Origin of the sequence: Kribbella sp. NPDC051587, from assembly GCF_044453945.1 — a bacterium.
GTDB lineage: Bacteria > Actinomycetota > Actinomycetes > Propionibacteriales > Kribbellaceae > Kribbella.
Genome location: NZ_JBITDE010000008.1, coordinates 281,161 through 303,011, shown reverse-complemented (window position 1 = coordinate 303,011; position 21,851 = coordinate 281,161). Strand labels below are relative to the sequence as shown.

18 protein-coding genes are annotated in these 21,851 nt (G+C 68.2%); 10 read left to right on the top strand and 8 right to left on the bottom strand.

Annotated elements, in window-relative coordinates; all coding sequences use genetic code 11:
• Window positions 1-23 precede the first annotated feature (23 nt).
• Together ACIA49_RS27830 and ACIA49_RS27825 are read left to right on the top strand one after the other, a co-directional pair.
• A complete protein-coding gene (locus ACIA49_RS27830) occupies window positions 24-2,603 on the top strand; it encodes an ATP-binding protein (RefSeq protein ID WP_396380312.1) in 2,580 nt (859 codons plus the stop codon).
• Window positions 2,604-2,675: 72 nt separating this feature from the next.
• Window positions 2,676-3,260: a dihydrofolate reductase family protein gene (locus ACIA49_RS27825; RefSeq protein WP_396380275.1), complete on the top strand. Its 585-nt coding sequence runs from the start codon at window positions 2,676-2,678 to the stop codon at window positions 3,258-3,260.
• On the opposite strand, the gene ACIA49_RS27820 is transcribed toward ACIA49_RS27825, so the two are convergent.
• Entirely contained in the window at window positions 3,251-5,239 is a 1,989-nt protein-coding gene (locus ACIA49_RS27820) for a maltotransferase domain-containing protein (RefSeq protein WP_396380274.1), read from the bottom strand. The two genes, ACIA49_RS27825 and ACIA49_RS27820, sit on opposite strands and share 10 nt — an antisense overlap.
• A 277-nt stretch (window positions 5,240-5,516) precedes the next feature.
• Between ACIA49_RS27820 and glgP the strand changes: the two genes are divergently transcribed.
• Window positions 5,517-8,114 carry an alpha-glucan family phosphorylase gene (glgP, locus tag ACIA49_RS27815; RefSeq protein WP_396380273.1) on the top strand — a complete coding sequence of 866 codons (2,598 nt, stop codon included), beginning with the start codon at window positions 5,517-5,519 and terminating at the stop codon, window positions 8,112-8,114.
• 48 nt (window positions 8,115-8,162) lie between these two features.
• Here the strand turns inward: glgP and ACIA49_RS27810 are convergent, their stop codons facing one another.
• The 3 genes from ACIA49_RS27810 to ACIA49_RS27800 are packed head-to-tail and all read right to left on the bottom strand — an operon-like array spanning window position 8,163 to window position 10,900.
• Window positions 8,163-9,050, bottom strand: coding sequence for a phosphotransferase enzyme family protein (locus ACIA49_RS27810; protein ID WP_396380272.1), 888 nt, complete (start codon window positions 9,048-9,050; stop codon window positions 8,163-8,165).
• A gap of 60 nt (window positions 9,051-9,110) precedes the next feature.
• Window positions 9,111-10,310: a Cmx/CmrA family chloramphenicol efflux MFS transporter gene (locus tag ACIA49_RS27805; protein WP_396380271.1), complete on the bottom strand. Its 1,200-nt coding sequence runs from the start codon at window positions 10,308-10,310 to the stop codon at window positions 9,111-9,113.
• 14 nt (window positions 10,311-10,324) lie between these two features.
• Window positions 10,325-10,900: a TetR/AcrR family transcriptional regulator gene (locus ACIA49_RS27800; RefSeq protein WP_396380270.1), complete on the bottom strand. Its 576-nt coding sequence runs from the start codon at window positions 10,898-10,900 to the stop codon at window positions 10,325-10,327.
• A gap of 158 nt (window positions 10,901-11,058) precedes the next feature.
• Between ACIA49_RS27800 and ACIA49_RS27795 the strand changes: the two genes are divergently transcribed.
• Window positions 11,059-11,523: a hypothetical protein gene (locus tag ACIA49_RS27795; protein WP_396380269.1), complete on the top strand. Its 465-nt coding sequence runs from the start codon at window positions 11,059-11,061 to the stop codon at window positions 11,521-11,523.
• Window positions 11,524-11,601: 78 nt separating this feature from the next.
• Here ACIA49_RS27795 and ACIA49_RS27790 read toward each other — a convergent pair whose 3' ends face one another.
• Complete coding sequence (locus tag ACIA49_RS27790; protein WP_396380268.1) at window positions 11,602-12,489, bottom strand: transglutaminase-like domain-containing protein; 888 nt, start codon at window positions 12,487-12,489, stop codon at window positions 11,602-11,604.
• The gene (locus tag ACIA49_RS27785) at window positions 12,489-13,325 is read right to left on the bottom strand and encodes a MerR family transcriptional regulator (RefSeq protein WP_396380267.1); all 837 of its coding nucleotides are present in this window, start codon (window positions 13,323-13,325) and stop codon (window positions 12,489-12,491) included. The genes ACIA49_RS27790 and ACIA49_RS27785 overlap by 1 nt, the downstream gene beginning before the upstream one ends.
• A 67-nt stretch (window positions 13,326-13,392) precedes the next feature.
• Here ACIA49_RS27785 and ACIA49_RS27780 point away from each other — a divergent pair, with 67 nt between their 5' ends.
• Complete coding sequence (locus ACIA49_RS27780; protein ID WP_396380266.1) at window positions 13,393-14,010, top strand: PadR family transcriptional regulator; 618 nt, start codon at window positions 13,393-13,395, stop codon at window positions 14,008-14,010.
• Here ACIA49_RS27780 and ACIA49_RS27775 read toward each other — a convergent pair.
• Window positions 13,968-14,690, bottom strand: coding sequence for an SGNH/GDSL hydrolase family protein (locus ACIA49_RS27775; protein WP_396380265.1), 723 nt, complete (start codon window positions 14,688-14,690; stop codon window positions 13,968-13,970). The genes ACIA49_RS27780 and ACIA49_RS27775 overlap by 43 nt on opposite strands.
• Window positions 14,691-14,822: 132 nt before the next feature.
• Window positions 14,823-16,919 carry a glycogen debranching protein GlgX gene (gene glgX, locus ACIA49_RS27770; protein WP_396380264.1) on the bottom strand — a complete coding sequence of 699 codons (2,097 nt, stop codon included), beginning with the start codon at window positions 16,917-16,919 and terminating at the stop codon, window positions 14,823-14,825.
• 166 nt (window positions 16,920-17,085) lie between these two features.
• Between glgX and ACIA49_RS27765 the strand changes: the two genes are divergently transcribed.
• From ACIA49_RS27765 to ACIA49_RS27745, 5 genes are read left to right on the top strand one after another with little or no spacing between them, the layout of a single operon-like run.
• On the top strand, window positions 17,086-18,108 hold the full coding sequence (locus ACIA49_RS27765; RefSeq protein WP_396380262.1) for a Gfo/Idh/MocA family protein: 1,023 nt from the start codon (window positions 17,086-17,088) through the stop codon (window positions 18,106-18,108).
• Window positions 18,105-19,142, top strand: a complete 1,038-nt coding sequence (locus tag ACIA49_RS27760) for a Gfo/Idh/MocA family protein (RefSeq protein ID WP_396380260.1) — start codon at window positions 18,105-18,107, stop codon at window positions 19,140-19,142. The genes ACIA49_RS27765 and ACIA49_RS27760 overlap by 4 nt, the downstream gene beginning before the upstream one ends.
• A gap of 50 nt (window positions 19,143-19,192) precedes the next feature.
• Window positions 19,193-19,972 carry an enoyl-CoA hydratase/isomerase family protein gene (locus ACIA49_RS27755; RefSeq protein ID WP_396380258.1) on the top strand — a complete coding sequence of 260 codons (780 nt, stop codon included), beginning with the start codon at window positions 19,193-19,195 and terminating at the stop codon, window positions 19,970-19,972.
• Window positions 19,972-20,922, top strand: a complete 951-nt coding sequence (locus tag ACIA49_RS27750) for a methyltransferase domain-containing protein (RefSeq protein WP_396380257.1) — start codon at window positions 19,972-19,974, stop codon at window positions 20,920-20,922. The genes ACIA49_RS27755 and ACIA49_RS27750 overlap by 1 nt, the downstream gene beginning before the upstream one ends.
• A gap of 4 nt (window positions 20,923-20,926) precedes the next feature.
• The gene (locus ACIA49_RS27745) at window positions 20,927-21,784 is read left to right on the top strand and encodes an acyltransferase (RefSeq protein WP_396380255.1); all 858 of its coding nucleotides are present in this window, start codon (window positions 20,927-20,929) and stop codon (window positions 21,782-21,784) included.
• Window positions 21,785-21,851 lie beyond the last annotated feature (67 nt).

The following is a 21,851-nucleotide window of genomic DNA, read 5'->3' as shown; positions in this document are numbered from 1 at the left end:
ATTAGAGTGCCGACGTGGAGTGGATGGAGCTCGTGTCGGCGCGCGAGGCCGAGGTACTGGCCGCGATCCGCGGGCACCAGTCGAACGCGCAGATCGCAGCTCGCCTGCATCTGTCCATCCGCACGGTCGAGAGCCACGTCGCGTCGCTGCTGCGCAAGGCCGGCGTACCGGATCGTCGTTCGCTGGCAGCGCTCGCGGATGACCCGGTCTCTGGTCTGCCCGTGTTCCCGACGTCGTTCGTCGGGCGCTCGGAGGAGCGTACGGCGGTTGTCGCCGCGCTCGGTGAGTCACGGCTGGTGAGCCTGGTCGGGGCCGGCGGCATGGGCAAGACCCGGCTGGCGGTCGAAGCGGCTGCTGGTCAGGATGCCCTCTTCGTCGATCTGGTGCCGGTACGGGCTGACGGAGTTGGGCAAACGATTGCTCAGGTTCTGGGCGTCGTCGAACGACCACCCGGTACGCCGTTCGATGCCGTCCTCGACCGATTGAGGTCGGAGCGGGTCCTGCTGGTGCTGGACAACTGCGAACACGTCATCGCCGAAGTCGGTGAGTTGGTCGCCCGCATCCTCCGGCTCTGTCCACAGGTGCGGATCCTGGCGACCAGTCGGGAGCGCCTCGCCGTACCTGGTGAGCGGCTCATCCAGGTCTCGTCGCTCGGTGCCGAGGCTCCCCGTCTCTTCCTGGACCGCGTGCGGGCGACCGATCCGGGCATCGTCGCGGACCCTTCGGTGGTCGAGCGGCTCTGCACCGCGCTCGACGGTATGCCGCTGGCGATCGAGCTGGTCGCCGCCCGCTCCGCATCCCTCGGCGTCGATGGTGTCGAGGCTGCGTTGGACGACCTCCTCCGATTGATCTCCGGCGGTCGCGGCCCCGACCAGCGCCACCACTCCCTCCAGGATGTCCTCGGCTGGAGCCTCGACCTGCTGGACGACGAGGAGCGCCTGCTGTTCCGCCGCCTCGGTGCTTTCGTCGGCGGCTTCGACTTGGCCGCGGCCGTCGCGTTGAACGCTGAGCACGGCGTCGGCGCGGTCGCTGACCTGATCGGCCGGCTGGTCGACCGCAGCCTCGTCGTGCATCGCCGGGTCGGGTCCGCCACCCGCTGGTCGTTGCTGGAGACGGTGCGGGCGATGGCTGTCCACGAGCTGGCGGCGAGCGGCGAGGACATCGTTCCGCGGTACGTGCGGTGGGCGGCAGACGCGGCGGGCGCGCTGGACGTGCTCGAGTTCGACGCGGTGGCCGATGACCTCCGCCACGCCCTCACCTACACCACGCCGGACAGCTACCGCCTCGCCAAGTCGCTGGCCCAGCTGAGCTTCACCCGCGGTCAGGTTGTTGCTGCCCGCAAGCACTACGTCCGGGCCGCGGAGCTGAACCCGGACCGGGCTGCGGACGATCTCGGTCTGGCCGCGTCGGTCGCGTTGGCGTCAGCGGATGGGGCGACCGCCTTCGGGTTGTTGCTGGAGGCAAGCGATCGGGCGCGGGACGGGGTCAGGCGGGCGATCGCGCTGGCTTCGGCTGTGGTGGCCGCGACCCGGTTCTCGATGTCGTTCGAGGAACCGGTGCCGCGGGAGCGGTTGATCGCCTTGCTGGACGAGGCGACGGCCTCCGCTGATCCCGACGACGCGCGATGTGTCGCCGTACTGGCGATAGCGCGAGCGTGGACTTCGGGGGAGACGCTGCTCGATCCGGGTCTGGAGCTGTCGCGGAGCGCGGTGGAGGCGGCTCGTCGTACGGGTGATCCGGCGTTGGTGCTGGGCGCGTTGGATGCAATGGGTACGGCGCTCGCCAACGCCGGCCGACTCCGGCAGGCGCACCGGTTGTCGGACGAGCGACTGCGGTTGGCGGCCGGCGCATCGCCTCACGATCCCGCGATTGCGGCCGAGCTGGTCGACCTCTTGCACGTCGCCTCGACCTCCGCGATCGCGGCTGGGGATCTACCGGCGGCCGCGAGCATCGCCGTACAGGATGGTTCGGTCGCGACGCATCCCGCGATCATCGCGCCGCGGCTCATCCGGCTTTACGGTCTGAGCGGCCGGTTCGACGAAGCGCTGGAGCAGGCCGACGTCTTCTGGGACGGCTGGGTGTACGCCACCACGGGCGGCGGGGAATCGGAGCTCTCCTCGCTACGTGGCGATTGGCCGTCATCAGCCGCAGCGATCGTTGCCATGGTCCACGGCCTGCGTGGCGACGGACCGGCGTACGAGGAATGGCGCCTGCGCGCGCGGCGCATCGCTCATGTCGACAACCCGGCCGACTCTCTTGCGTTGGCCGCGCCAGCCGCCTTCGTCGACGCGCGCATCGCCGTCCACACCGGCCGGCACGACGACGCCCGCGTAGTGGTCGACGCCGCCCTCGAGTCGTTTCCCGAGAAGTGGTGGCTGCCCTACGCGCACGCGGCCGGGGCGGAGTTGGCGGTGGTCGCCGGGCTGCCCGACGCGGCCGAGTACCTGACTGCGGCCGAACCAGCCGCGGCCGAGAACGACTGGGCGGCTGCTTGCCTGACCCGAGCCAAGGCCCGTCTCACCGGTGACCGGGAGTTGCTGGCGGACGCGATCGAGCAGTGGGATCGCATCGGTGCGGACTTCGAGCGCACGGTTCAGTGGTGACCACGGATCACACGGAGGCGCCGTACCGACAGGCTTGAGACATCAACCGCAAGCCTGCGAAGGAGAAACATCATGGGTACGGTCGCCTCGGCCATGTCGATGTCGCTGGACGGTTACGTCACCGGACCGCACGTTAGCCGCAAGAACCCGCTCGGTGAAGGTGGACTGGTCCTGCACGAGTGGCTGCACACCAAGGCAAGCGCCGCGGACCAGGCCGTGCTGCAGGAGATGGTCGACGGTGTCGGCGCGATCATCATGGGACGCCGCTCCTACGACGTCTGCGTCGGCGATGGCGGCTGGGGCGACGGCGGTCCGGCCGGCCAGACCCCGTGCTTCGTGCTGACCCACAACCCGCCCGCCGAAGCACCCGCCGTCTTCACCTTCGTCACCGACGGCATCGAGAGCGCCATCAAGCAGGCCCAGGAAATCGCCGGCGACAACACTGTCGGCCTCCATGGCGCCACCGCGCCCCAGCAGGCCCTCGCCGCCGGCCTTCTCGACGAGATCCACGTGCACCTCGTCCCGGTCCTGCTCGGCGGCGGCGTCCGCCTCTTCGACCTCCTCGGCGGCGGTCCCATCACCCTGGACCGCAACCGAGTCGTCGAAGCCGGTAGCGGAGTCACCCACCTCCGCTACGAAGTTGTCCGTCAGGCCTGACCGCGGCGTACGGCGAGGATGTGGCAGGGCTCGCCGTTGGGGTCGAGCTTGACGTAGTTCTGCTGGCCCCAACGCCACGTCGCGCCGGTGATCTCGTCGTACACGGTGAAGGTGTCTTCCGGGCGCATGCCGAGCGCGGCCATGTCCAGGTGGACGACGGTCTCGCGGACGGCGTGCGGATCGGTGTTGACGACGATGATCACGGTGTCGCTGTGACCGTCGGCGGCGGTGGTGCGCTTCGAGAAGCACATGATCGCCTCGTCGTCGGTCGTGTGCAGCGACAGGTTGCGCAGCTGCTGCAGCGCCGGGTGCCGGCGGCGGACCGTGTTCAGCAAGGTGATGTACGGCGCGAGTGTGCGGCCCTCGGCGTCAGCCGCGGCCCAGTCGCGGGGGCGGAGCTGGAACTTCTCGGTGTCCAGGTACTCCTCCGAGCCCGGCCGCAGCGCGACGTGCTCGAACAGCTCGTAGCCCGCGTACACACCCCAGGACGGTGACGAGGTCGCGGCGATCGCGGCGCGGATCTTGAACGCGCCGGGGCCGCCGTACTGGAGGTAGGCGGTCAGGATGTCCGGGGTGTTGACGAAGAAGTTCGGCCGCAGGAAGTGGCCGCTCTCCTTGGTCAGCTCCTCCAGGTACTCCTCGAGCTCCCACTTCTCGTTGCGCCAGGTGAAGTAGGTGTAGGACTGGTGGAAGCCGACCTTGGCCAGCTCGTGCATCATCGGCCGCCGGGTGAACGCCTCGGACAGGAACACCACGTCCGGGTCGGTCTTGCGGATCTCGCCGAGCAGGTACTCCCAGAAGTTCACCGGCTTGGTGTGCGGGTTGTCGACCCGGAACACCGTGACGCCCTTGTCGATCCACAGCTTCACGATCCGCAGCACCTCGGCGTAGATGCCTTCGGGGTCGTTGTCGAAGTTGATCGGGTAGATGTCCTGGTACTTCTTCGGCGGGTTCTCGGCGTACGCGATCGAACCGTCGGCGCGGACCGAGAACCACTTCGGGTGCTCCTTGACCCACGGGTGGTCCGGCGAGGCCTGCAGGGCCAGGTCGATGGCGACCTCGAGCCCGACCTCACGGGCCCGGCCGACGAAGTACGCGAAGTCCTCGAAGGTGCCGAGCTCGGGGTGGATGGCGTCGTGGCCGCCCTCCTCCGAACCGATCGCCCACGGCGACCCCGGGTCGCCGTCCTTCGGGTCGAGGGTGTTGTTCGGGCCCTTGCGGAACGCCTTGCCGATCGGGTGGATCGGCGGCACGTAGAGGATGTCGAAGCCCATCTTGGCCACGGCCTCGAGCCGCTCGGCCGCCGTCCGGAACGTGCCGGACTTCCATTGCCCGGTCGCCTCGTCGTACTCGGCGCCCTCGGAGCGCGGGAAGAATTCGTACCAGCTGCCGTAGAGCGCACGCACCCGGTCGACCCACACCGGGTAGGTCTCCGACGAGGTGATCAGCTCACGCACCGGGTAGCGCCCGAGCGCGGCCCGCACCTGCGGCGAGATGCCCGCGGCGAGCCGTGCCTCCGGCGGGAGCGCGCTGTTGGACAGCGCCTGCGCGGCATCGCCAAGGGTCGCCCGATCAGCCCGTACGGCGGGCGGTACGCCGGCCGCCGCGCGGTCGAAGAAGGCGGCGCCTTCGGCGAACATCAGCTCGACGTCGATCCCGGCCGGGATCTTGATCTCGGCGTTGTGCCGCCAGGTGCCGTACGGGTCGCTCCAGCCCTCGACCGCGAACGTCCACGCGCCCTGCTCCTGCAAGGTGACGTCGACAGTCCAGCGATCGGTGCCGGGCGCGCCCGGCGTCATCAGCATCCGTCTGGTCTGTCCCGTCGGCGACGTCAGGACGACGTTCGCGTTCACCGCGTCGTGGCCTTCGCGGAACACGGTGGCCGCGATGGTGAACGTCTCGCCCACGGCGGCCTTGGCCGGATAGGCGCCGGCGTCGACGGTCGGGGTGACGTCGGTGATCGGGATGCGCCCAGTCATGGCGTAGAAGAACCTTCGCTCTCTGAGTCAGTACCGTCGTATTAGCGGTGCGGCGGGTGGGGAAGAAACTCTGTGATCGTCGAACTACAACCCTGACGTTATCGGTTCCCACCGTCCACACCTCGCAAGCGGGGGTCACGGTTCGGTCCACGGTCTGGAAGGTGAACAGCCGGTCACCGGACCATGCAGCCTCAGGGCTCTGCAAAGTCTTGCTCGCGTTGCAAAAAAGATGCACGCCGAGGGTGTTCTCGCAGCGGATGGCCGGTACGGTGTCCCGGTGCGAGCGATACGACGATTCTCCGTCCGCCCTGTCCTGCCCGAGCCCCTGACCGGCCTCGGCACCCTGGTGAACAACCTCCGCTGGGCCTGGCACCCGGAGACGCAGGACGTCTTCGAGGCCGTGGATCCCCAGCTGTGGCGCAGCACCGGTGGTGACCCGGTCCGGTTGCTCGGCGAGGTCCCGGCGGCCCGGCTTGACGAGCTGGCCAGCGACCCGGCGTTCCTGCGCCGCCTCGAACTGGCCGTGTCCGACCTGAACGGCTACATCAGCGACGACCGCTGGTTCCAGGCCGAGGCGGGTTCCCCGGTGACCGGGGTGGCCTACTTCTCCCCGGAGTTCGGCATCACCCACGTGCTGCCGCAGTACTCCGGCGGTCTCGGCATCCTGGCCGGTGACCACCTGAAGGCCGCGTCGGACCTCGGCGTACCGCTGATCGGTGTCGGTCTGCTGTACCGGCACGGCTACTTCGCGCAGTCGCTGAACCGCGAGGGCTGGCAGCAGGAGCGCTACCCGCTCGTCGACCCGGACGGGCTGCCGATCAGCCTGCTCCGCGACGGCGATGCACCCGCGACCGTCACGCTGACGCTGCCTGGTGAGCGGGAACTGCGGGCGCAGATCTGGGTCGCCCAGGTCGGCCGGGTGCCGCTGCTGATGCTCGACTCCGACATCGAGGAGAACGAGCCCGCCGAGCGCGAGGTCACCGACCGTCTGTACGGCGGTACTACCGAGCACCGTCTTCTCCAGGAGCTGCTGCTCGGCGTCGGTGGTGTTCGTGCGGTCCGTGAGTTCTGCCGGATCACCGGGCACGCCGCGCCGGAGGTGTTCCACACCAACGAGGGCCACGCCGGCTTCCTCGGCGTCGAGCGCATCCGGGAGCTCGCGGCCGACAAGGGCCTCGACTTCGACACCGCGCTCGAGGTCAACCGTGGCGGCACCGTCTTCACCACCCACACCCCGGTTCCGGCCGGTATCGACCGGTTCCCGGTCGAGCTGATCCAGCAGCACTTCTCGCCGGACGCGTTCGGCGAAGGTGTGCCGATCGACCGGATCCTGCAGCTCGGCGCCGAGGACTTCGAGGGCGGTGACCCGGGCGTCTTCAACATGGCGATCATGGGTCTGCGGCTCGCGCAGCGCGCCAACGGCGTCTCCAAGCTGCACGGCCTGGTCAGCCGGGGGATGTTCGCCGGACTGTGGCCGAGCTTCGACTCCACCGACGTACCGATCTCCTCGATCACCAACGGCGTCCACGCGCCGACCTGGGTGGCGCGGGAGATCAACGACCTGACGCTCGCGGCCACCGACCGGTCCGAGTCCGAGGACGTCTTCGACGGCCTCGACAAGACCACCGACGCGCAGATCTGGGAGACCAAGCGGATCCTGCGTCAGCGGTTCATCGACGACACCCGGGCCCGGGTCCGGCAGTCGTGGATCAACCGCGGTGCGAGTGACGCCGAGCTGGGCTGGGTCGACGAGATCCTCGACCCCGACGTACTGACGATGGGCTTCGCGCGCCGCGTCCCGTCGTACAAGCGGCTGACGCTGATGCTGCGCGACCCCGCGCGGCTGAAGGCGATGCTGCTGCACCCGCAGCGGCCGGTCCAGATCGTGATCGCCGGCAAGTCCCACCCGCACGACGAGGGGGGCAAGAAGCTGATCCAGGAGATGGTTCGCTTCGCCGACGACCCCGAGGTGCGGCACCGCATCGTCTTCGTCCCGGACTACGACATCGCGCTCGCGCAGCCGATGTACCCGGGGTGCGACGTCTGGCTGAACAACCCGCTGCGCCCGTACGAGGCGTGCGGCACGTCCGGCATGAAAGCCGCGCTCAACGGTGCGCTGAACCTGTCCATCCGCGACGGGTGGTGGGACGAGTGGTACGACGACGAGTTCGGCTGGGCGATTCCGTCGGCTGAAGGCATCGAGGACACCGACCGTCGCGACGACCTCGAGGCGCACGCCCTCTACGACCTGATCGAGAAGCAGGTCGCCCCGCGCTTCTACGACGGCGCCGTCCCCGGCCGCTGGATCGAGATGCTCCGGCACACCATCAAGGAGCTCGGCCCGAAGGTCCTCGCGACCCGCATGGTCCGCGACTACGTCCAGCAGCTGTACGTGCCGGCCGCCTTGTCGTCGCGCGCGCTGAACTCGACGTACGACGGCGCTCGCGACCTCGCCGCCTGGAAGAAGAAGGTTCGCGCCGCCTGGCCCCAGATCCGCGTCGACCACGTGGAGCTGCAAGGCCTCGGCGACGTACCGCAGCTCGGGACCACCGTCGGCGTCCGCGCCTTCGCGGCCCTCGGCGACCTCGACCCGACCGACATCTGCGTCGAGGTCCTGCACGGCCGCGTGGACGCCAACGACGAGATCACCGACCCGGTCCGCGCCTCTCTGTCGCTGGCCGAAACCTACGAAGGCAACCGCCACCGCTACGAGGGCGAACTCAAACTCGACCGCACCGGCCCCTTCGGCTACACGGTCCGAGTAGTCCCGCAGCACAAGGCCCTGGCCAGTCCCGCCGAACTAGGCCTGGCCGCCGGCCCGTCCGACCCGGACGACCCCAGCGCCCCAGACCTCCCCGCCGGCTCAGAGTTCTAAGCCACCTTCACGAAGACCCCGCCTGCCTCACCAGGCGGGGTCTGTGAGTCAGGAATCCAGCCAGGCTTGGGCGCGGGCGCCGTGATAGTCGAGGTAGTCCTGGGGGAGTGGGCCTTCGGCCGTGGCCAGTGAGAGGTTCAGTTGGTGCAGGCCGCGGGCGACGATCAGACCGCGCAAGGTTGTCTCCGACATCTCGGGCCAGGCGCGGACCTCGGAGTAGCCGGCGCGGAACGCCTCGGCCATCGCTTCGCGGTCGTCGCGGCGGCCGAACGAGGCGAGCGTGAAGGAGATGTCCTGCTCCGGAAAGCCGATCACCAGGTCCTGGAAGTCGATCGGTACGGGGCCGGGAGCTTCGATGACGTTGGCCGCGGTGAGGTCGCCGTGGATGAGCTGCGGTTCGCGGCCGGTCCACAGTTCGTCGATCAGTGCTTGAACACTGTCCCGCGCCTCGGTGAGCACCTTCCCGTGCTCGGGCACGTCAGCGAGCCGATCGGGCAGCAGCCAATACAGCACTTTGTCAGCATGCAGTACGTCGACATCACGCCGCGCCGGATGGTCGTGCAGGCGAGCCATCAACTGGCCCAGCGTGCGAGCCCGCGAAGGCCCGAGCCGCGTCCGCATCGAGCGCCCGTGGATCCACGTGAACAACACACACGTGCGCCCCTCGACCGTCACCACCGGCTCACCCTCGCGGGTCAGCACGACATCAGGCACCGCGAACCCGTCGGCCACCAAAGCGCGCTGCCAATCCGCCTCCGCGGCCGCCGTACCCGCTGCATGAATCTGCAACGCGGGCCCAACCCTCAGCGCATAAGTCGCACTCGGCGTCTCAACCCGGTAGATCGTGTTGAACGACTGCGCCGCCCGAGTAACCCGCCGCACCTCAACCGGAAAGCTCTCCAACGCCGCTAGCGCGATCGCCCGTTCGTCAACCACAACAACCAGCCTTCCTCGATAACGCAACAGCCGAGCATAAACGGACGGCAGCGCACAAAGTCAGCTGCAGGTTGCCGGAGTGGGTTGGGGTTCGGGAGACCGGACCGGGAGACGGGTGGCGAGGAGAACAGTGCCTAGGGCAAGGAGTGTGAAGAGGGCGCCTACCCAGCCGACGGAGGAGTAGCCGGCGCCGGCGTCGAGGGCCAGGCCGGCGAACCAGGGGCCGACGGTGATGCCTACGTTGAAGGCTGAGACGTTGAAGGCGGCGGCGAGGGTGGGGGCGGAGCCGGCGAGGCTGAAGACCCGACCGTTGACGGCGGGGTTGTTGGCGAAGCCGAAGGCGCCGACCAGGACGATGGCCGGTACGGCGAGCCACGGGGTACCGGCGCCGAGGGCGAGAGCAATGGCGGCCACGCCGAGACCGGTGAGCGCGAGGGTGAGGGTGGTGAAGGGGCGACGGTCGGCGGTGCGTCCGGCGGTGGTGATGCCGATCAGCGCGCCGACGCCGTACACGGCCAGTACGGCGGGGATCCAGGCCTCAGGCAGGCCGGTGGTTTCGGTGAGCAGCGGAGCGAGGTAGGAGAAGATCGCCAGGATCGCTGCCGTCGACAACGCCGTAGTGCCGTAGGCGAGCCAGAGTCCGGGGTTGCGCATTGCCCGGAACTCCTGGCGGAGCTCGGGAGTGGTCGCGGACCGGCCACCCGGGATGGTGAAGACGACTCCGATCATCGCGATCGCCGACATCGCGGCGACGGCCCAGAAGGCCGACTGCCAGCCCAGGTGCTGACCGAGCGCCGTACCGGCCGGGAGACCGACGATCGACGCGATGGTCAGGCCGCCGGCCAGGACGCTCATGGCTCGGGCGCGGGACTGCGGGCCGGCCAGTTCGATCGCGGTGACGGACGCGACCGCCCAGAATCCGGCGTACACGAAGGCGCCGGCGACGCGGGTCGCGAGGAGGAAGCCGTAGCTGGAGGTCAGGGCGCCGGCGACGTGGGTCAGTGCGAAGACCACCAGGAAGGCGAGCATCGCGGCCCGCCGCGACCAGCGCAACGTGACCACGGCCAGGACGGGTGCGCCGACCAGCATGCCGATCGCGAACGCCGAGATCAGCAGGCCGGCCGCCGGGATGGACACGTCGAGATCGGACGAGATCTCCGGGAGCAGACCGGCCAGCATCAGCTCCGACGTTCCCTGGGCGAAGATCGCGGCACCGAGCAGGTAGACGGCGAAGGGCAGAGTTTTCCCTTGGGAGGGCATGGTTTCCTCAGGATTCAGAAGGCCTGGAGCGCGGCCTCGATGACGGATTGTTGGGCGGCAGGAGACGCGCCACGGCGGGCAGCCACGCGCAGACCACCCAGTACGACGTACACGTAGTCGGCCAGCGCGGTCGGGTCGCGATCGGCGGCGAGCTCACCCGCGGACTGCGCGGCGCGGATCGCTTCGGCGAGCGCGGCGAGTTTGGGCGCGTGGTCGCGGTCGAGGAGCTCGACGAGTTCGGGGTCGGTCGGGCCGAGCTCGACCGCGGTGTTGATGACCAGGCAGCCGGGTGGATCGCCCGGGCCCGGCTCGACGGCGTTCCACAGGATGCGCCGTACCCGTTCGCGGATCGGGAGGTCGTCACGCCGGATCAGCTCGAGCTGGACCGCGCTCGTCTGCTCCATGTAGCGATGCAAGGCGAGATCGAACAACGCCCGCTTGCTGGTGAACGTGTTGTAGATGCTGCTGCGCCCGAGCCCGGTCGCCGCACAGAGCGCCTGCGTCGACGTCGCCTCGTACCCCGACGCCCAGAACACGCGCATCGCAGCATCGACAGCCTGCTCCTCGTCGAACATCCGTGGCCTGACCATGCACCGACCGTACCACGTTTTAGATCGATCGATCCAAAACGGGTTTCGGTCCTGGTCGAAGCCGTGGACCCGGTCCGCCGGTCCGCCTACGGTGAAGGGGAAGGCAATCGATCCGGTCATGACCGAAAAGACGGACATGACCTTTCTAGGGGGATCAAATGAAGTTGGGAAGAATCGGTACCCGTGCAGCTGCAGCCGTCGCGATGATGCTCGCGGCAGCGGTCCTGGTTCCGGCCGCACAGGCGCCGGCCCAGGCCGCACCGAAGAGTCCGGCCGCCTGGACGCCGCAGATCTACCCGCTGCTGTCCGGCGAGTCGGTCGACCGCAACATCTCCAGCGCCAACCGGAACGCGGCCCTGGCCATCTGCGCTTACGCCAACGGAATCGCCTGCGTGTCGGTCGGTCAAGGCGACGGCATGCACAGCGTCTTCCACCTCTACAAATGCGACACCCGCTCGCTGTCGAACTTCGTCGACGCACTCGCCGTCAAGAACCACCAGACCGGCGGTGCCCAGGTCCACTTCTGGGGACCCCGGTACTCCGCCTTCATCCCGGCGAACAACACCATCACCACAGTCCCCGACTACGCGACCTACGACTTCAACCGCCTCAAGATCTGCTGAAGCCATAGCAACTGAGGTGTGTAGATCCGGCCCGGAGACCCTGATCAAGTCACCGGGCCGGACGCCTTTGCGGCTGGTTCACCTCGTGAGGTTGATCCATTCGTGGGGGCGGCCGGAGGGGGAGGTGAGGAGGGTGCGGCCGTGGGGGGCGAGGGTGGGGTCGGTGTGGTAGCGGTGGGTGAGTTCTTTGGTGGCGGTTTCGTCTTTGTTGTCGGAGGCAATCAAGAGCGCCGCTAGTTCGTCGGTGTGGGTGGCGTCGGCTTCGGTGTAGGTGGGGGACAGGGAGCCCCAGGATTCCCAGAGCAGGAGTTCGTCGCCCATCAGGTGGGCCAGTTGGTAGTGGACGTAGGTGCGGATGAACCACAGGCCGCCCAACGCCAGACCGGGGTCGAGGCCGTCGATCGCGAGGCCGGGTTGGACGCCGTACAGGTCGGGGTCGATGCGGCCGGCGCGGGCGTCGCGCCAGACCTCGGCGGCGGAGACGAAGGGGCCGGGTGGCATGTCGAGGGTGTTGAAGGGGTGGTCGCCGGTGGGCTCGAGCTGGGCGTCGGTCATGACCCAGCGGTTGCCGTCCCAGTATTCGGCGACGACGTGGTCGAAGTTGAAGCCTTCGCCGAAGTAGACGGCGAACCCGATCCGGCTGCGGGCCGGAATGCCCTTGTGGCGTAGGGCAGAGACGAAGAGCAGGGTGTAGTCGCGGCAGCAGCCGACGACGCGGTCGACCGGCTCGCGGGGTGTGGCGAGCGCCGTACCGTTGCGGCGTTGGTCGACCTCCAGGATGCGCGAGACCCAGCGGTTGTCGATCTCGGCCAGGCGGTCGCCGGTGAACTCGATGCCGCCGCCGCGGTAGTGGATGAGCAGGTTGCGGATGACCGCGCCGATGGCGGGGATGTCGTCCGGCAGCGCGTCGAACAGCGCTGCGTACTCACCGGGGTCGCTGTACGGCGTTTGTTGCGCGTAGTCCATCAGTTTCTCCTCACAAGAATGGGCAGGGCGATGTCGACGGCGGGTTCGTCGCGGGGGAGTAGGTGGCAGTCGGGGCGGTAGATCTCGCGAGGCGGACCGGCCTCGGGGTGTTCGGATCCCCGGGCCCAGTCGTAGACCAGGTCGTACGCGAGCATCACGCGCGGGAACGCGCACTCGTTCATGGTGAGCGTCGTGTAGGCCTCTTGATGCGCCGGCTCGATCCGGATCGCGATCGGGCCGGCCGGATCGACCGTGCCGGTGAACGGCAGACAGATCTCGACCGTCCCTTCGGACTCCGGGGTGACCGCGCTGTGGAACAGCACCCAGGACTCACCGGTCAGCTCGGCGCCGGCCGAGCGCAGGTAGGCCGCGATCTCGCTGGTCGACGACACGATCACGCCGACGAGATACTGCTGGTCGGTCTCCGTCCGGATCGTCGCGATCTTCGTCTCCGGCACCTCGCGGACGTGCACCGGGCGCGGTGTCAGACCGACGGTCCCGTTGTGGGTCAGCCGGCTACGTAGGTACTCGAGGGTCGCGCGCCGCGCCGCGGTCGTCGCCTCTTCGGCCGCCCACCACCGGTCGAGCCGGATGACCGCCTCCTCGTCGGAGCCGGCCAGCATGTCGGTGATCGTGGCCAGCGGCATGTCCAACTGCCGGAGCACGCTGATCCGGCGGGCCCGCTCCAGTTGGTCCTCGTCGTACAGCCGGTAGCCGTTGCTTGGGTCCACTCGGGCGGGCGCCAGCAACCCGGACACGTCGTACAGCCGCAGTGCCTTCTGGGAAAGCCCTGCCCGCCGCCCGAACTCGCTGATCGTCAACACAGCGTCATCCAACAGCCTCCCCCAGGGGGAGAGTAAAGGCCTCTTGTGTTTGTGACGGTAACGATATATCGTTAGTGTCATGAATCCATATGAGGAGGAAACCATGAACACCCCCAACGAGACCCGTGGCCGCCGACGCGGCCACCACCATCCCCACCGCGGTGGACCGCGGATGGGAGAAGGCATGCCGATGCACCGCGGACGCGGTGGCCGGGGACCGGGACGCGGCTCAGGCCGTGGCCGGGCTCCACGCGGCGATGTCCGTACGGCGGTCCTGATGCTGCTCAGCGAGGAGCCGATGCACGGCTACCAGTTGATGCAGGCGATCGCCGATCGTAGCGCCGGACGCTGGACCCCCAGCCCGGGCGCGATCTACCCGACCATCAACCAACTAGAAGACGAGGGCCTGGTCGCCGTCACCGCAGAGGCGGGCCGCAAGCTCGTCACGCTGACCGACGCCGGCCGTGCGTATGTCGAAGAGCGCCGTGAGGCGTCCGCCGACCCGTTCGCCGCGTTTGCGCAGGCTGAGCCTGCCACTGATCTGCGCGGGCTGCTCGAGGAGCTGCACATCGCTGCTCGGCAGGTCGGCCGCACTGGCTCTGAGGAGCAGCGTGCCGCGGCCGCCAAGATCCTGGGCGACGCGCGCCGTTCGCTCTACCTGCTGCTGGCCGACGGCCCGCAGACTCCGGAGGCCTGAAGCGCCATGAGTAGGGCGTCGGCGTGCCGCCGGTAGCCGAGGTTGTTCGGGTGGAAGTTGTCCGGCGCGAGCATTCCGCGCCAAGGCGGCCGTGCATGCCTGGACACCTCGGCCACCGGGAGGCCACGATCAGTGGCCGTGGTGCTGATGTGCTGGTTGATACCGGCGACATACGGGCTGACTGCGCCACCGACGCGCCACAAGCGGTCGGGCACGGTCAGGTCCATCACCACAGACGTTGCGGGCAGCCGGCCGATCACCTGCTTGAGGTGGTCGCGGAAGCGCTTCGGCGGCGTCGCAAGGATGTCGTTGCTTCCGATACCGCAAGTGACGAGCGCAGGTTGTAGTCCCTCGAGTAGAGGCAACTGGTCGTCAAGCACGTGCCGCGTCTGAGCGCCAGAGCGGGACAGGTTGAGTACACGCCACGGAGTCCCGGTACGGCGGAGTGCGTTGAGCACCTGACCTACATAGCCGTGCAGAGGGCTGGATGCACCGAGCCCCTGCGCAGTCGAGTCACCCAGTACGACCCAGAGCGGTCCGCTCCCTGTGAGCACGTGAGAGTTCTGCTGGGTCCAGTAGTCGGCGTACGTGCGCGCCTGGACGTCGACGTACGCGACACCGTCGAGCCACCGCTGCACAGCCAGCCGGGAGCTCGTCCGGTCCGCCTCGCCCCAGCGCATGATGGCACGATGCATCGCCCCGATGGGCGTGGTTCGTTCACGACGCGGGGCGCGGCGCAGTAGAAACATTGGTCCCCCCAAACGTGAACAGCAGGTGACCAATGAAAGTACAAGGCGAAGGTTAACAACCCCTCACAGTGCTCGAAGGAGCACCAAGCAACGCGGGGGGAGGGGCACGGTAGCGCCTGCTTCGACTTCGGTCACCATGCTGTTGCTGGTGTCCAGCACGACCTCGTACGCCGGGGCCCATGACGCATCCGGTACGACGACCGGCCGCATCTCGGCGGTCGCGTTCAGAGCGAGCAGGAACGAGCTGTCCGTCAGCGCATTGCCCTCTGCGTCAGTAGCCCGCAGCGCGTCCCCGGCCAGGAACATGCCGATCGTGCGCAGGCTCCCGTCGTGCCAGTCGGACTCGTCCATCTCCCCACCGTGCGGTGCGATCCAGGACAGGTCCTTACGACCACCCGGTACGACGGGCTGTCCGGAGAAGTAGTGCCATTGCCGCAGCGTGGGGTGGGCCGACCGCAGCGCGATCAGCTTCCTGGTCAGCGCGAGGTGGTCGGCCCACTCGTCGGGCAGTGTCCAGTCGAACCAGGAGATGCCGTTGTCCTGGCAGTAGGCGTTGTTGTTGCCGCCCTGCGTCCGCCCGCACTCGTCGCCCATGGTGATCATCGGTACGCCGGTGGACAGGATCAACGTGGACATCAGGTTCGCCATCTGGCGTTTCCGCAACGCGACCACCCCCGGGTCGTCGGTCTCGCCCTCGACGCCGCAGTTCCAGGACCGGTTGTCGTCGGTGCCGTCCCGGTTGTCCTCGTGGTTGTCCTCGTTGTGCTTGTGGTCGTAGCTGACCAGGTCGCGCAGGGTGAAGCCGTCGTGGGCCGTGACGAAGTTGATCGACGCATACGGGTAGCGGCCGTCGTCGCCGTACAGGTCGCTGGAGCCGGAGAGCCGGTAGGCCAGGTCCTTCACGCCGTCGGAGGTGTTGCGCCACACGTCGCGCACGCTGTCGCGGAACTTGCCGTTCCACTCCGACCACGGGGTGCCGAAGTTGCCGACCTGGTAGCCGAAGTTGCCGACGTCCCAGGGCTCGGAGATCAGCTTGACCCGGCCGAGCACCGGGTCGGCCGCGACCTCGGAGAGGAACGGGTGATCGACCAGGTCGACCTCATGACGCTCGTTACGTATCAGCGTGACAGCAAGGTCGAACCGGAAGCCGTCGATCCCCATCTCCTCGACCCAGTACCGCAGCGAGTCCATCAGGAGCCGCCGGACCTGCGGGTGCGAGGTGTCGACCGAGTTGCCGGTACCAGTGACGTCGTACATGGTGCCGCCGGCGCCGAGCCGGTAGTACGCGCGGTTGTCGATGCCACGGAAGCTCAGGGTCGGCCCGTCGAACCCGCCCTCGGCGGTGTGGTTGTAGACGACGTCCAGGATCACTTCGATTCCCGCGGCATGGAACGCGGCCACCATGGCCTTGAACTCGGTCACCTGCTCACCACGGGTACCTGACGACGAGTACGAAGCGTGCGGAGCGAAGTAGCCGAGGGTGTTGTAGCCCCAGTAGTTCGGTAGACCACGCGCCGCGATCGCAGGCTCGGTCAAGAACTGGTGGATCGGCAACAACTCGACCGAGGTGACCCCGAGCTCCTGCAGGTACCTGATGACCGACGGGTGGGCCAGACCGGCGTACGTCCCTCGTTGGTGCTCCGGTACGTCGGGATGCAGCTTCGTGAAGCCCTTGGTGTGGAGCTCGTACACGACGGTCTCGCCCCAGTGCACCGGCTTGCAGATCGGCGGTGGGGGTTCGGACTCGCCGACCACGACACTGACCGGGACATGTCCGGCCGAGTCGCCGTCCGACGAGTCATAGATCAGAGGACTGGCGAAATCGAGTACGCCGTCCACGGCGCGCGCGTAAGGGTCGAGCAGCAGCTTGGACGGGTTGAAGCGCAGTCCGTGCGACGGATCGAACGGACCGTGCACGCGGTACCCGTACCGCTGGCCGGGACCGACGCCGGCCACGAACCCGGTCCAGAACTCACCGGTGTGCGCGAGGTCGAGGTTGCGCTGGCTGCCGTCCTCGGCGACCAGCGCGAGCTCTACCCGCTCCGCCGCGGGCGCCCACAAGGTGAACGTCGTCCCATCGGTCTGGACCGCTGCGCCCAGCCGCGGCCCGAGGTCGCCGGCTGGACCGGCTGTGGTCGGAGTCGCGGTCGTGTCAGTCACCGGCACATTCTGCACAAGTAATGGCAAACCCGTCGGAGGGCGGGGTGTATTGACCCCGAATGCCCGGGTTGTGATCGTGAGACGGTGGTTGTGAACGTCTCTGCGCAATGATAGGCAAGGATCGTTACTAAGTTACGACATACTCCCAGACTCAAGTGAGGGTCTCATGGCGGAACAGCTGGCCGATCTGACAGTCGGCCTGATCGGTGCGGGCAACATCGCCCACGTCCACGTGGCGGCGTGGAAAGCACTCGGCGCACGCGTCCTCGTGCACTCGGTCGAAGGCGCGGAGTCGCTGGCCGAGCAGTACGGCCTGGAGGTGGCGCCGACCCTGGACGGACTGCTCGCCGAGGTCGAGTTCGTCGACATCGTCACCCCGTCGCCGACGCACAAGGAGCTGACGCTCGCAGCGATCGCAGCGGGCAAGGACGTGATCTGTGAGAAGCCTCTGACGCTCACCGCGGCCGACTCGCACGAGGTGATGGCAGCGGCCGAGGCCGCGGGCGTGAAGGTCTTCCCGGCGCACGTGGTGCGCTTCTTCCCCGAGTACAAGGCCGCGTACGACGCAGTGCAGGCCGGCCGGATCGGTCCGGTCGCCGTCGCGCGCTTCTACCGCCAGGGCTCCTCGCCGGCCGGTGTGGAGTGGTATCGCGACGTGAACCACTCCGGCGGCGTGATCATGGACCTGATGGTCCACGACCTCGACCAGGCGCAGTGGATGTGCGGACCGGTCACCACCGTGTACGCCGTCCAGAGCCCGCCGAACGTGGACGGCATCAGCCCGGTGTGCGTCGCTGCGCATGTGACGCTGAGCCACGAGTCCGGTGCGATCTCCTTTTGCCGCGCGACCTGGGGTGTGCCCGGAGCTCCGTTCCGGACCGGATTCCACGTTGCTGGGGCGTCCGGCGTACTGAAGTATGCGGCCGGTACCGACACCGGGTTCGTCGACGAACTGCGGGACGACGCGGTGGGCGGCGACGTACTGATTCCGGCGGCTGCGCGCGGAGAAAGCCCTTATCTGACACAGCTTCGGGAGCTGGCGATCGCCTTGCGTGGTGGTCCGGAGCCACGCGTTGTCGGTGCCGACGGTGCAGCGGCGGTCTACCTCGCTGAGGCGGCCCGCGCGTCCATGGAGTCCGGCAAGACCATCGACATGAAGTCCTTCACCTCTTCAGGAGCCGTGGCATGAAGGTAGCGATCGCCTCTTTTGCTCACACCCACGCGGCGTCGTACGCCTACCTGCTGGCGCAGATGCCCGACGTCGAGGTGCTCTCTGCCGATCCGGATGGTGCAGCGGCCCCGGACGCCGGTCCGCGGGGTGCAGAGCTCGCCGAGAAGTTCGGTGTGGCCTACGTGGACTCGTACGACGAGCTGTTCGCGTGGGGCCCGGATGCTGTCGTGGTGACGTCGGAGAACGCCGGCCACCGCGCACTGGTCGAGCGGGCCGCGGCAGTCGGCGCACACGTGCTGTGTGAGAAGCCGCTGGCCACTGAGGTCGCGGATGGCCAAGCCATGCTGGACGCTTGCGCCGCAGCCGGTTCGATCCTGATGATCGCGTACCCGGTGCGCTTCGCGCCGTCGTACCTGCGGCTGCGCGCACTGGTCGAAGCCGGCCGTCTCGGCGACGTCTACGCCGTCGTGGGCACCAACAACGGCAAGATCCCGTACGCCGCTCGCCAGTGGTTCACGGATGCGGACCTGGCAGGCGGTGGCGCGCTGGTCGACCACACCGTGCACTGTGCCGACCTGATCGACGGACTGACCGGTGGTGCTTCGGCTGCGCGCGTCTACGCGGCTGCGAATCACGTGCTGCACCAGGACAAGGACGTGCAGGTCGAGACCGGCGGACTGGTCACCATCACCTACGACAACGGGCTGCTGGCAACGATCGACTGCTCGTGGAGCGTTCCGGACAACGGTCCGACCTGGGGCGGCGTCTCGCTGCGGGTCACCGGAACCAACGGCTCGGTGGAGATCGAACCCTTCCTCCCGCACGTCGGTGGGACGGACCCAGAAGGTGAGGTCTTCCTGGCCTTCGGCGGCAATCTGGACGAGTCGCTGCTGAACACCTTCCTCAACGCGGTCCGTGAGTCCGGCCCCCCGGTCCCGGGGAAGGAGCCGGCCGTCGTACCGCAGCCGGACGGTGCCGTAGGCCTGCGCACGCTGCAGATCGTGGACGCTGCCCGCCGCTCTGCCACTTCCGGTCAGCCCGTCGACCTGTAGTACGGTTCCCGTTGATGTGACCGGTGGGTAGGTGACTAAGGGAGCGACGCATGGGTGAGTTCGTCAACCTGACCGTGAGTGATGGTGTCGGGACGATCCGGCTGGACCGGCCCAAGATGAACGCCCTGAACGTCCAGGTACAGGACGAGATCCGCGCCGCGGCCGACGAGGCCACGGCGAACGACGACGTCCGTGCGGTGGTCGTGTACGGCGGCGAGCGCGTCTTCGCCGCCGGCGCGGACATCAAGGAGATGGCCGACATGTCGTACGCCGACATGGTCAAGCGCTCCGGTCCGCTGCAGGCCGCCCTGTCCGCCGTAGCCACGATCCCCAAGCCGACAGTCGCAGCCATCACCGGGTACGCACTCGGTGGTGGCTGTGAGCTTGCCCTGTGCACCGACTACCGGATCGCTGCCGACGACGCCAAGCTCGGCCAGCCGGAGATCCTGCTCGGCGTCATCCCCGGTGCCGGCGGCACCCAACGCCTCTCCCGGCTGATCGGCCCGTCCAAGGCCAAGGACATCATCTACACCGGCCGCTTCGTGGCTGCCGACGAGGCGCTGCAGATCGGCCTGGTCGACAAGGTCGTCCCGGCCGCCGAGGTGTACGACGCCGCGGTCGCTTGGGCCGCGCAGTTCTCCAAGGCGGCGGCGCTTGCTCTCAGAGCAGCCAAAGAGTCGATCGACGCAGGCCTGGGCGTCGACCTCAGCACCGGCCTGGAGATCGAGCGGCAGCAGTTCGCCGCCCTCTTCGCCACCGAGGACCGCACCATCGGAATGAAGTCTTTCGTCGAGAACGGCCCTGGTAAGGCCGAATTCAAGGGACAGTGATGACCACCTCTGCCGAGAAGCCCGCCGCGACCGCCGAGCAGGTGGAGGCCGCCTGGAACGACAACAAGCTCGCCCAGGTGCTCTACCACGACTGGGAAGCCTCGACGTACGACGAGAAGTGGTCGATCTCGTACGACGAGCGCTGCGTCGCCTACGCGCGCGACCGGTTCACCGCGATCGCCGGTGACCAGGGCTGGCCGTACGGCAAGTCCCTCGAGATCGGTGCCGGTACCGGCTTCTTCACGCTGAACCTCAAGCTGGCCGGCGTGCTGGACGAGGCCCACGTCACCGACCTGTCCCCGGGCATGGTCGAGGCGGCCAAGAAGAACGCCAAGACCCTCGGCTTCGCCGTCGAGGGCCGGGTCGCCGACGCCGAGAAACTCCCGTACGACGACGACACGTTCGACCTGGTGATCGGGCACGCGGTCATTCACCACATCCCGGATGTCGAGCTCGCCTTCCGCGAGATGCTCCGCGTCCTCAAGCCCGGCGGCCGGTTCGTCATCTGTGGCGAACCCACCCGGTACGGCGACTTCATCGCCCGCCGGCTGTCCCGCCTGACCTGGTGGGCGACCACCAACGTCACCAAGCTGCCCGCGTTGTCGGACTGGCGACGTCCGCAGGCCGAGCTCGACGAGTCCTCGCGAGCCGCCGCACTGGAAGCGGTTGTGGACCTGCACACCTTCGACCCGGACACCCTGGCGCGCACGGCCACCCGCGCGGGCGCCGTACAGGTGAAGACGGTGACCGAGGAGCTGACCGCGGCTTGGCTGGGTTGGCCGATCCGCACGTTCGAGGCCGCCGTACCGGAGCAGAAGCTCGGCTTCGGCTGGCGGATGTTCGCCTACAAGTCGTGGCTGCAGCTGTCCAAGGTGGACAAGGTTCTGTCGAACGTCGTGCCGGATGAGTTGTACTACAACGTCTCCATCACTGGAGTAGCAGTAAGGTAACTGAATGCGGTTGCTGTCCGTGGCGAATCTGCGCTGGGTGGTGCGCCACCGGGCGTGGACGCCGTACTACCTCAAGCGGTACTGGCGGTTCGCCTGGTTCAAGCTGCGGCACCCGCAGGTGATCACCGAGGGTTTCGTCTTCCTGGGCAAGAAGCTCGAGATCGTTGCGCGCCGCGGCCACGGCCGGATCATCCTCGGCAAGTGGGTGCACCTCGGTGACGAGACCCGGCTGCGCGCGCACGAGGGCACGCTGCGGATCGGCGACAAGGTCGTGTTCGCCCGCGACGTCACGGTGAACTGCTACCTGGACATCGAGATCGGTGCCTCCACGCTGATCGCGGACTGGACCTACATCTGCGACTTCGACCACAAGACCGAGGACCTCGGCCTGCCGATCAAGGACCAGGGGCTGGTGAAGTCGCCGGTCCGGATCGGCCCGGACTGCTGGCTGGCCACCAAGGTCACCGTCACCCGCGGAACCGACCTCGGTCGCGGCGTGGTGATCGGCGCGAACAGCGTTGCCCGTGGCAACATTCCTGCGTACGCCGTCGCCGCCGGGGTTCCGGCGGTCGTCGTCGCCGACCGCACCACCCGCTATGCCGCCGACGCGCCACGCCGTGCCTACCTGGCCGGTCTCGCCGAGGTGAACGCCGCGACCGCCGCCCAGTTGCGCACGCAGGGTTCCGCCGACCCTGCACCTGTCCAGCCTGTTCCAGCACAGCCCGCGACACCTGAGGTGACCGTGACACCGACTACCGGCGGCGACAAAGAAGGCGCTGAGGGGTTCTCAAGTTACTCACCAGTCGGGCACTATGGCCCGCACGACCGGATGAGTGTCGGAGAGGAGAAGCGGCGTGGCTGAGCAGTCCAGGACCGACGCGGCCGAACCTCCACGCGCTACGTTGGAACCAGCGCTTGAAACGGCTGCC

Excerpts from the sequence above, each read along its gene's own strand:
- ACIA49_RS27830 (WP_396380312.1), top strand. The coding sequence starts at position 24 with ATGGAGCTCGTGTCGGCGCGCGAGGCCGAGGTACTGGCCGCGATCCGC.
- ACIA49_RS27825 (WP_396380275.1), top strand. The coding sequence starts at position 2,676 with ATGGGTACGGTCGCCTCGGCCATGTCGATGTCGCTGGACGGTTACGTC.
- ACIA49_RS27820 (WP_396380274.1), bottom strand. The coding sequence starts at position 5,239 with ATGACTGGGCGCATCCCGATCACCGACGTCACCCCGACCGTCGACGCC.
- ACIA49_RS27805 (WP_396380271.1), bottom strand. The coding sequence starts at position 10,310 with ATGCCCTCCCAAGGGAAAACTCTGCCCTTCGCCGTCTACCTGCTCGGT.
- ACIA49_RS27800 (WP_396380270.1), bottom strand. The coding sequence starts at position 10,900 with ATGGTCAGGCCACGGATGTTCGACGAGGAGCAGGCTGTCGATGCTGCG.
- ACIA49_RS27795 (WP_396380269.1), top strand. The coding sequence starts at position 11,059 with ATGAAGTTGGGAAGAATCGGTACCCGTGCAGCTGCAGCCGTCGCGATG.
- ACIA49_RS27790 (WP_396380268.1), bottom strand. The coding sequence starts at position 12,489 with ATGGACTACGCGCAACAAACGCCGTACAGCGACCCCGGTGAGTACGCA.
- ACIA49_RS27780 (WP_396380266.1), top strand. The coding sequence starts at position 13,393 with ATGAATCCATATGAGGAGGAAACCATGAACACCCCCAACGAGACCCGT.
- ACIA49_RS27775 (WP_396380265.1), bottom strand. The coding sequence starts at position 14,690 with ATGCGCTGGGGCGAGGCGGACCGGACGAGCTCCCGGCTGGCTGTGCAG.
- ACIA49_RS27765 (WP_396380262.1), top strand. The coding sequence starts at position 17,086 with ATGGCGGAACAGCTGGCCGATCTGACAGTCGGCCTGATCGGTGCGGGC.
- ACIA49_RS27760 (WP_396380260.1), top strand. The coding sequence starts at position 18,105 with ATGAAGGTAGCGATCGCCTCTTTTGCTCACACCCACGCGGCGTCGTAC.
- ACIA49_RS27755 (WP_396380258.1), top strand. The coding sequence starts at position 19,193 with ATGGGTGAGTTCGTCAACCTGACCGTGAGTGATGGTGTCGGGACGATC.
- ACIA49_RS27750 (WP_396380257.1), top strand. The coding sequence starts at position 19,972 with ATGACCACCTCTGCCGAGAAGCCCGCCGCGACCGCCGAGCAGGTGGAG.
- ACIA49_RS27745 (WP_396380255.1), top strand. The coding sequence starts at position 20,927 with ATGCGGTTGCTGTCCGTGGCGAATCTGCGCTGGGTGGTGCGCCACCGG.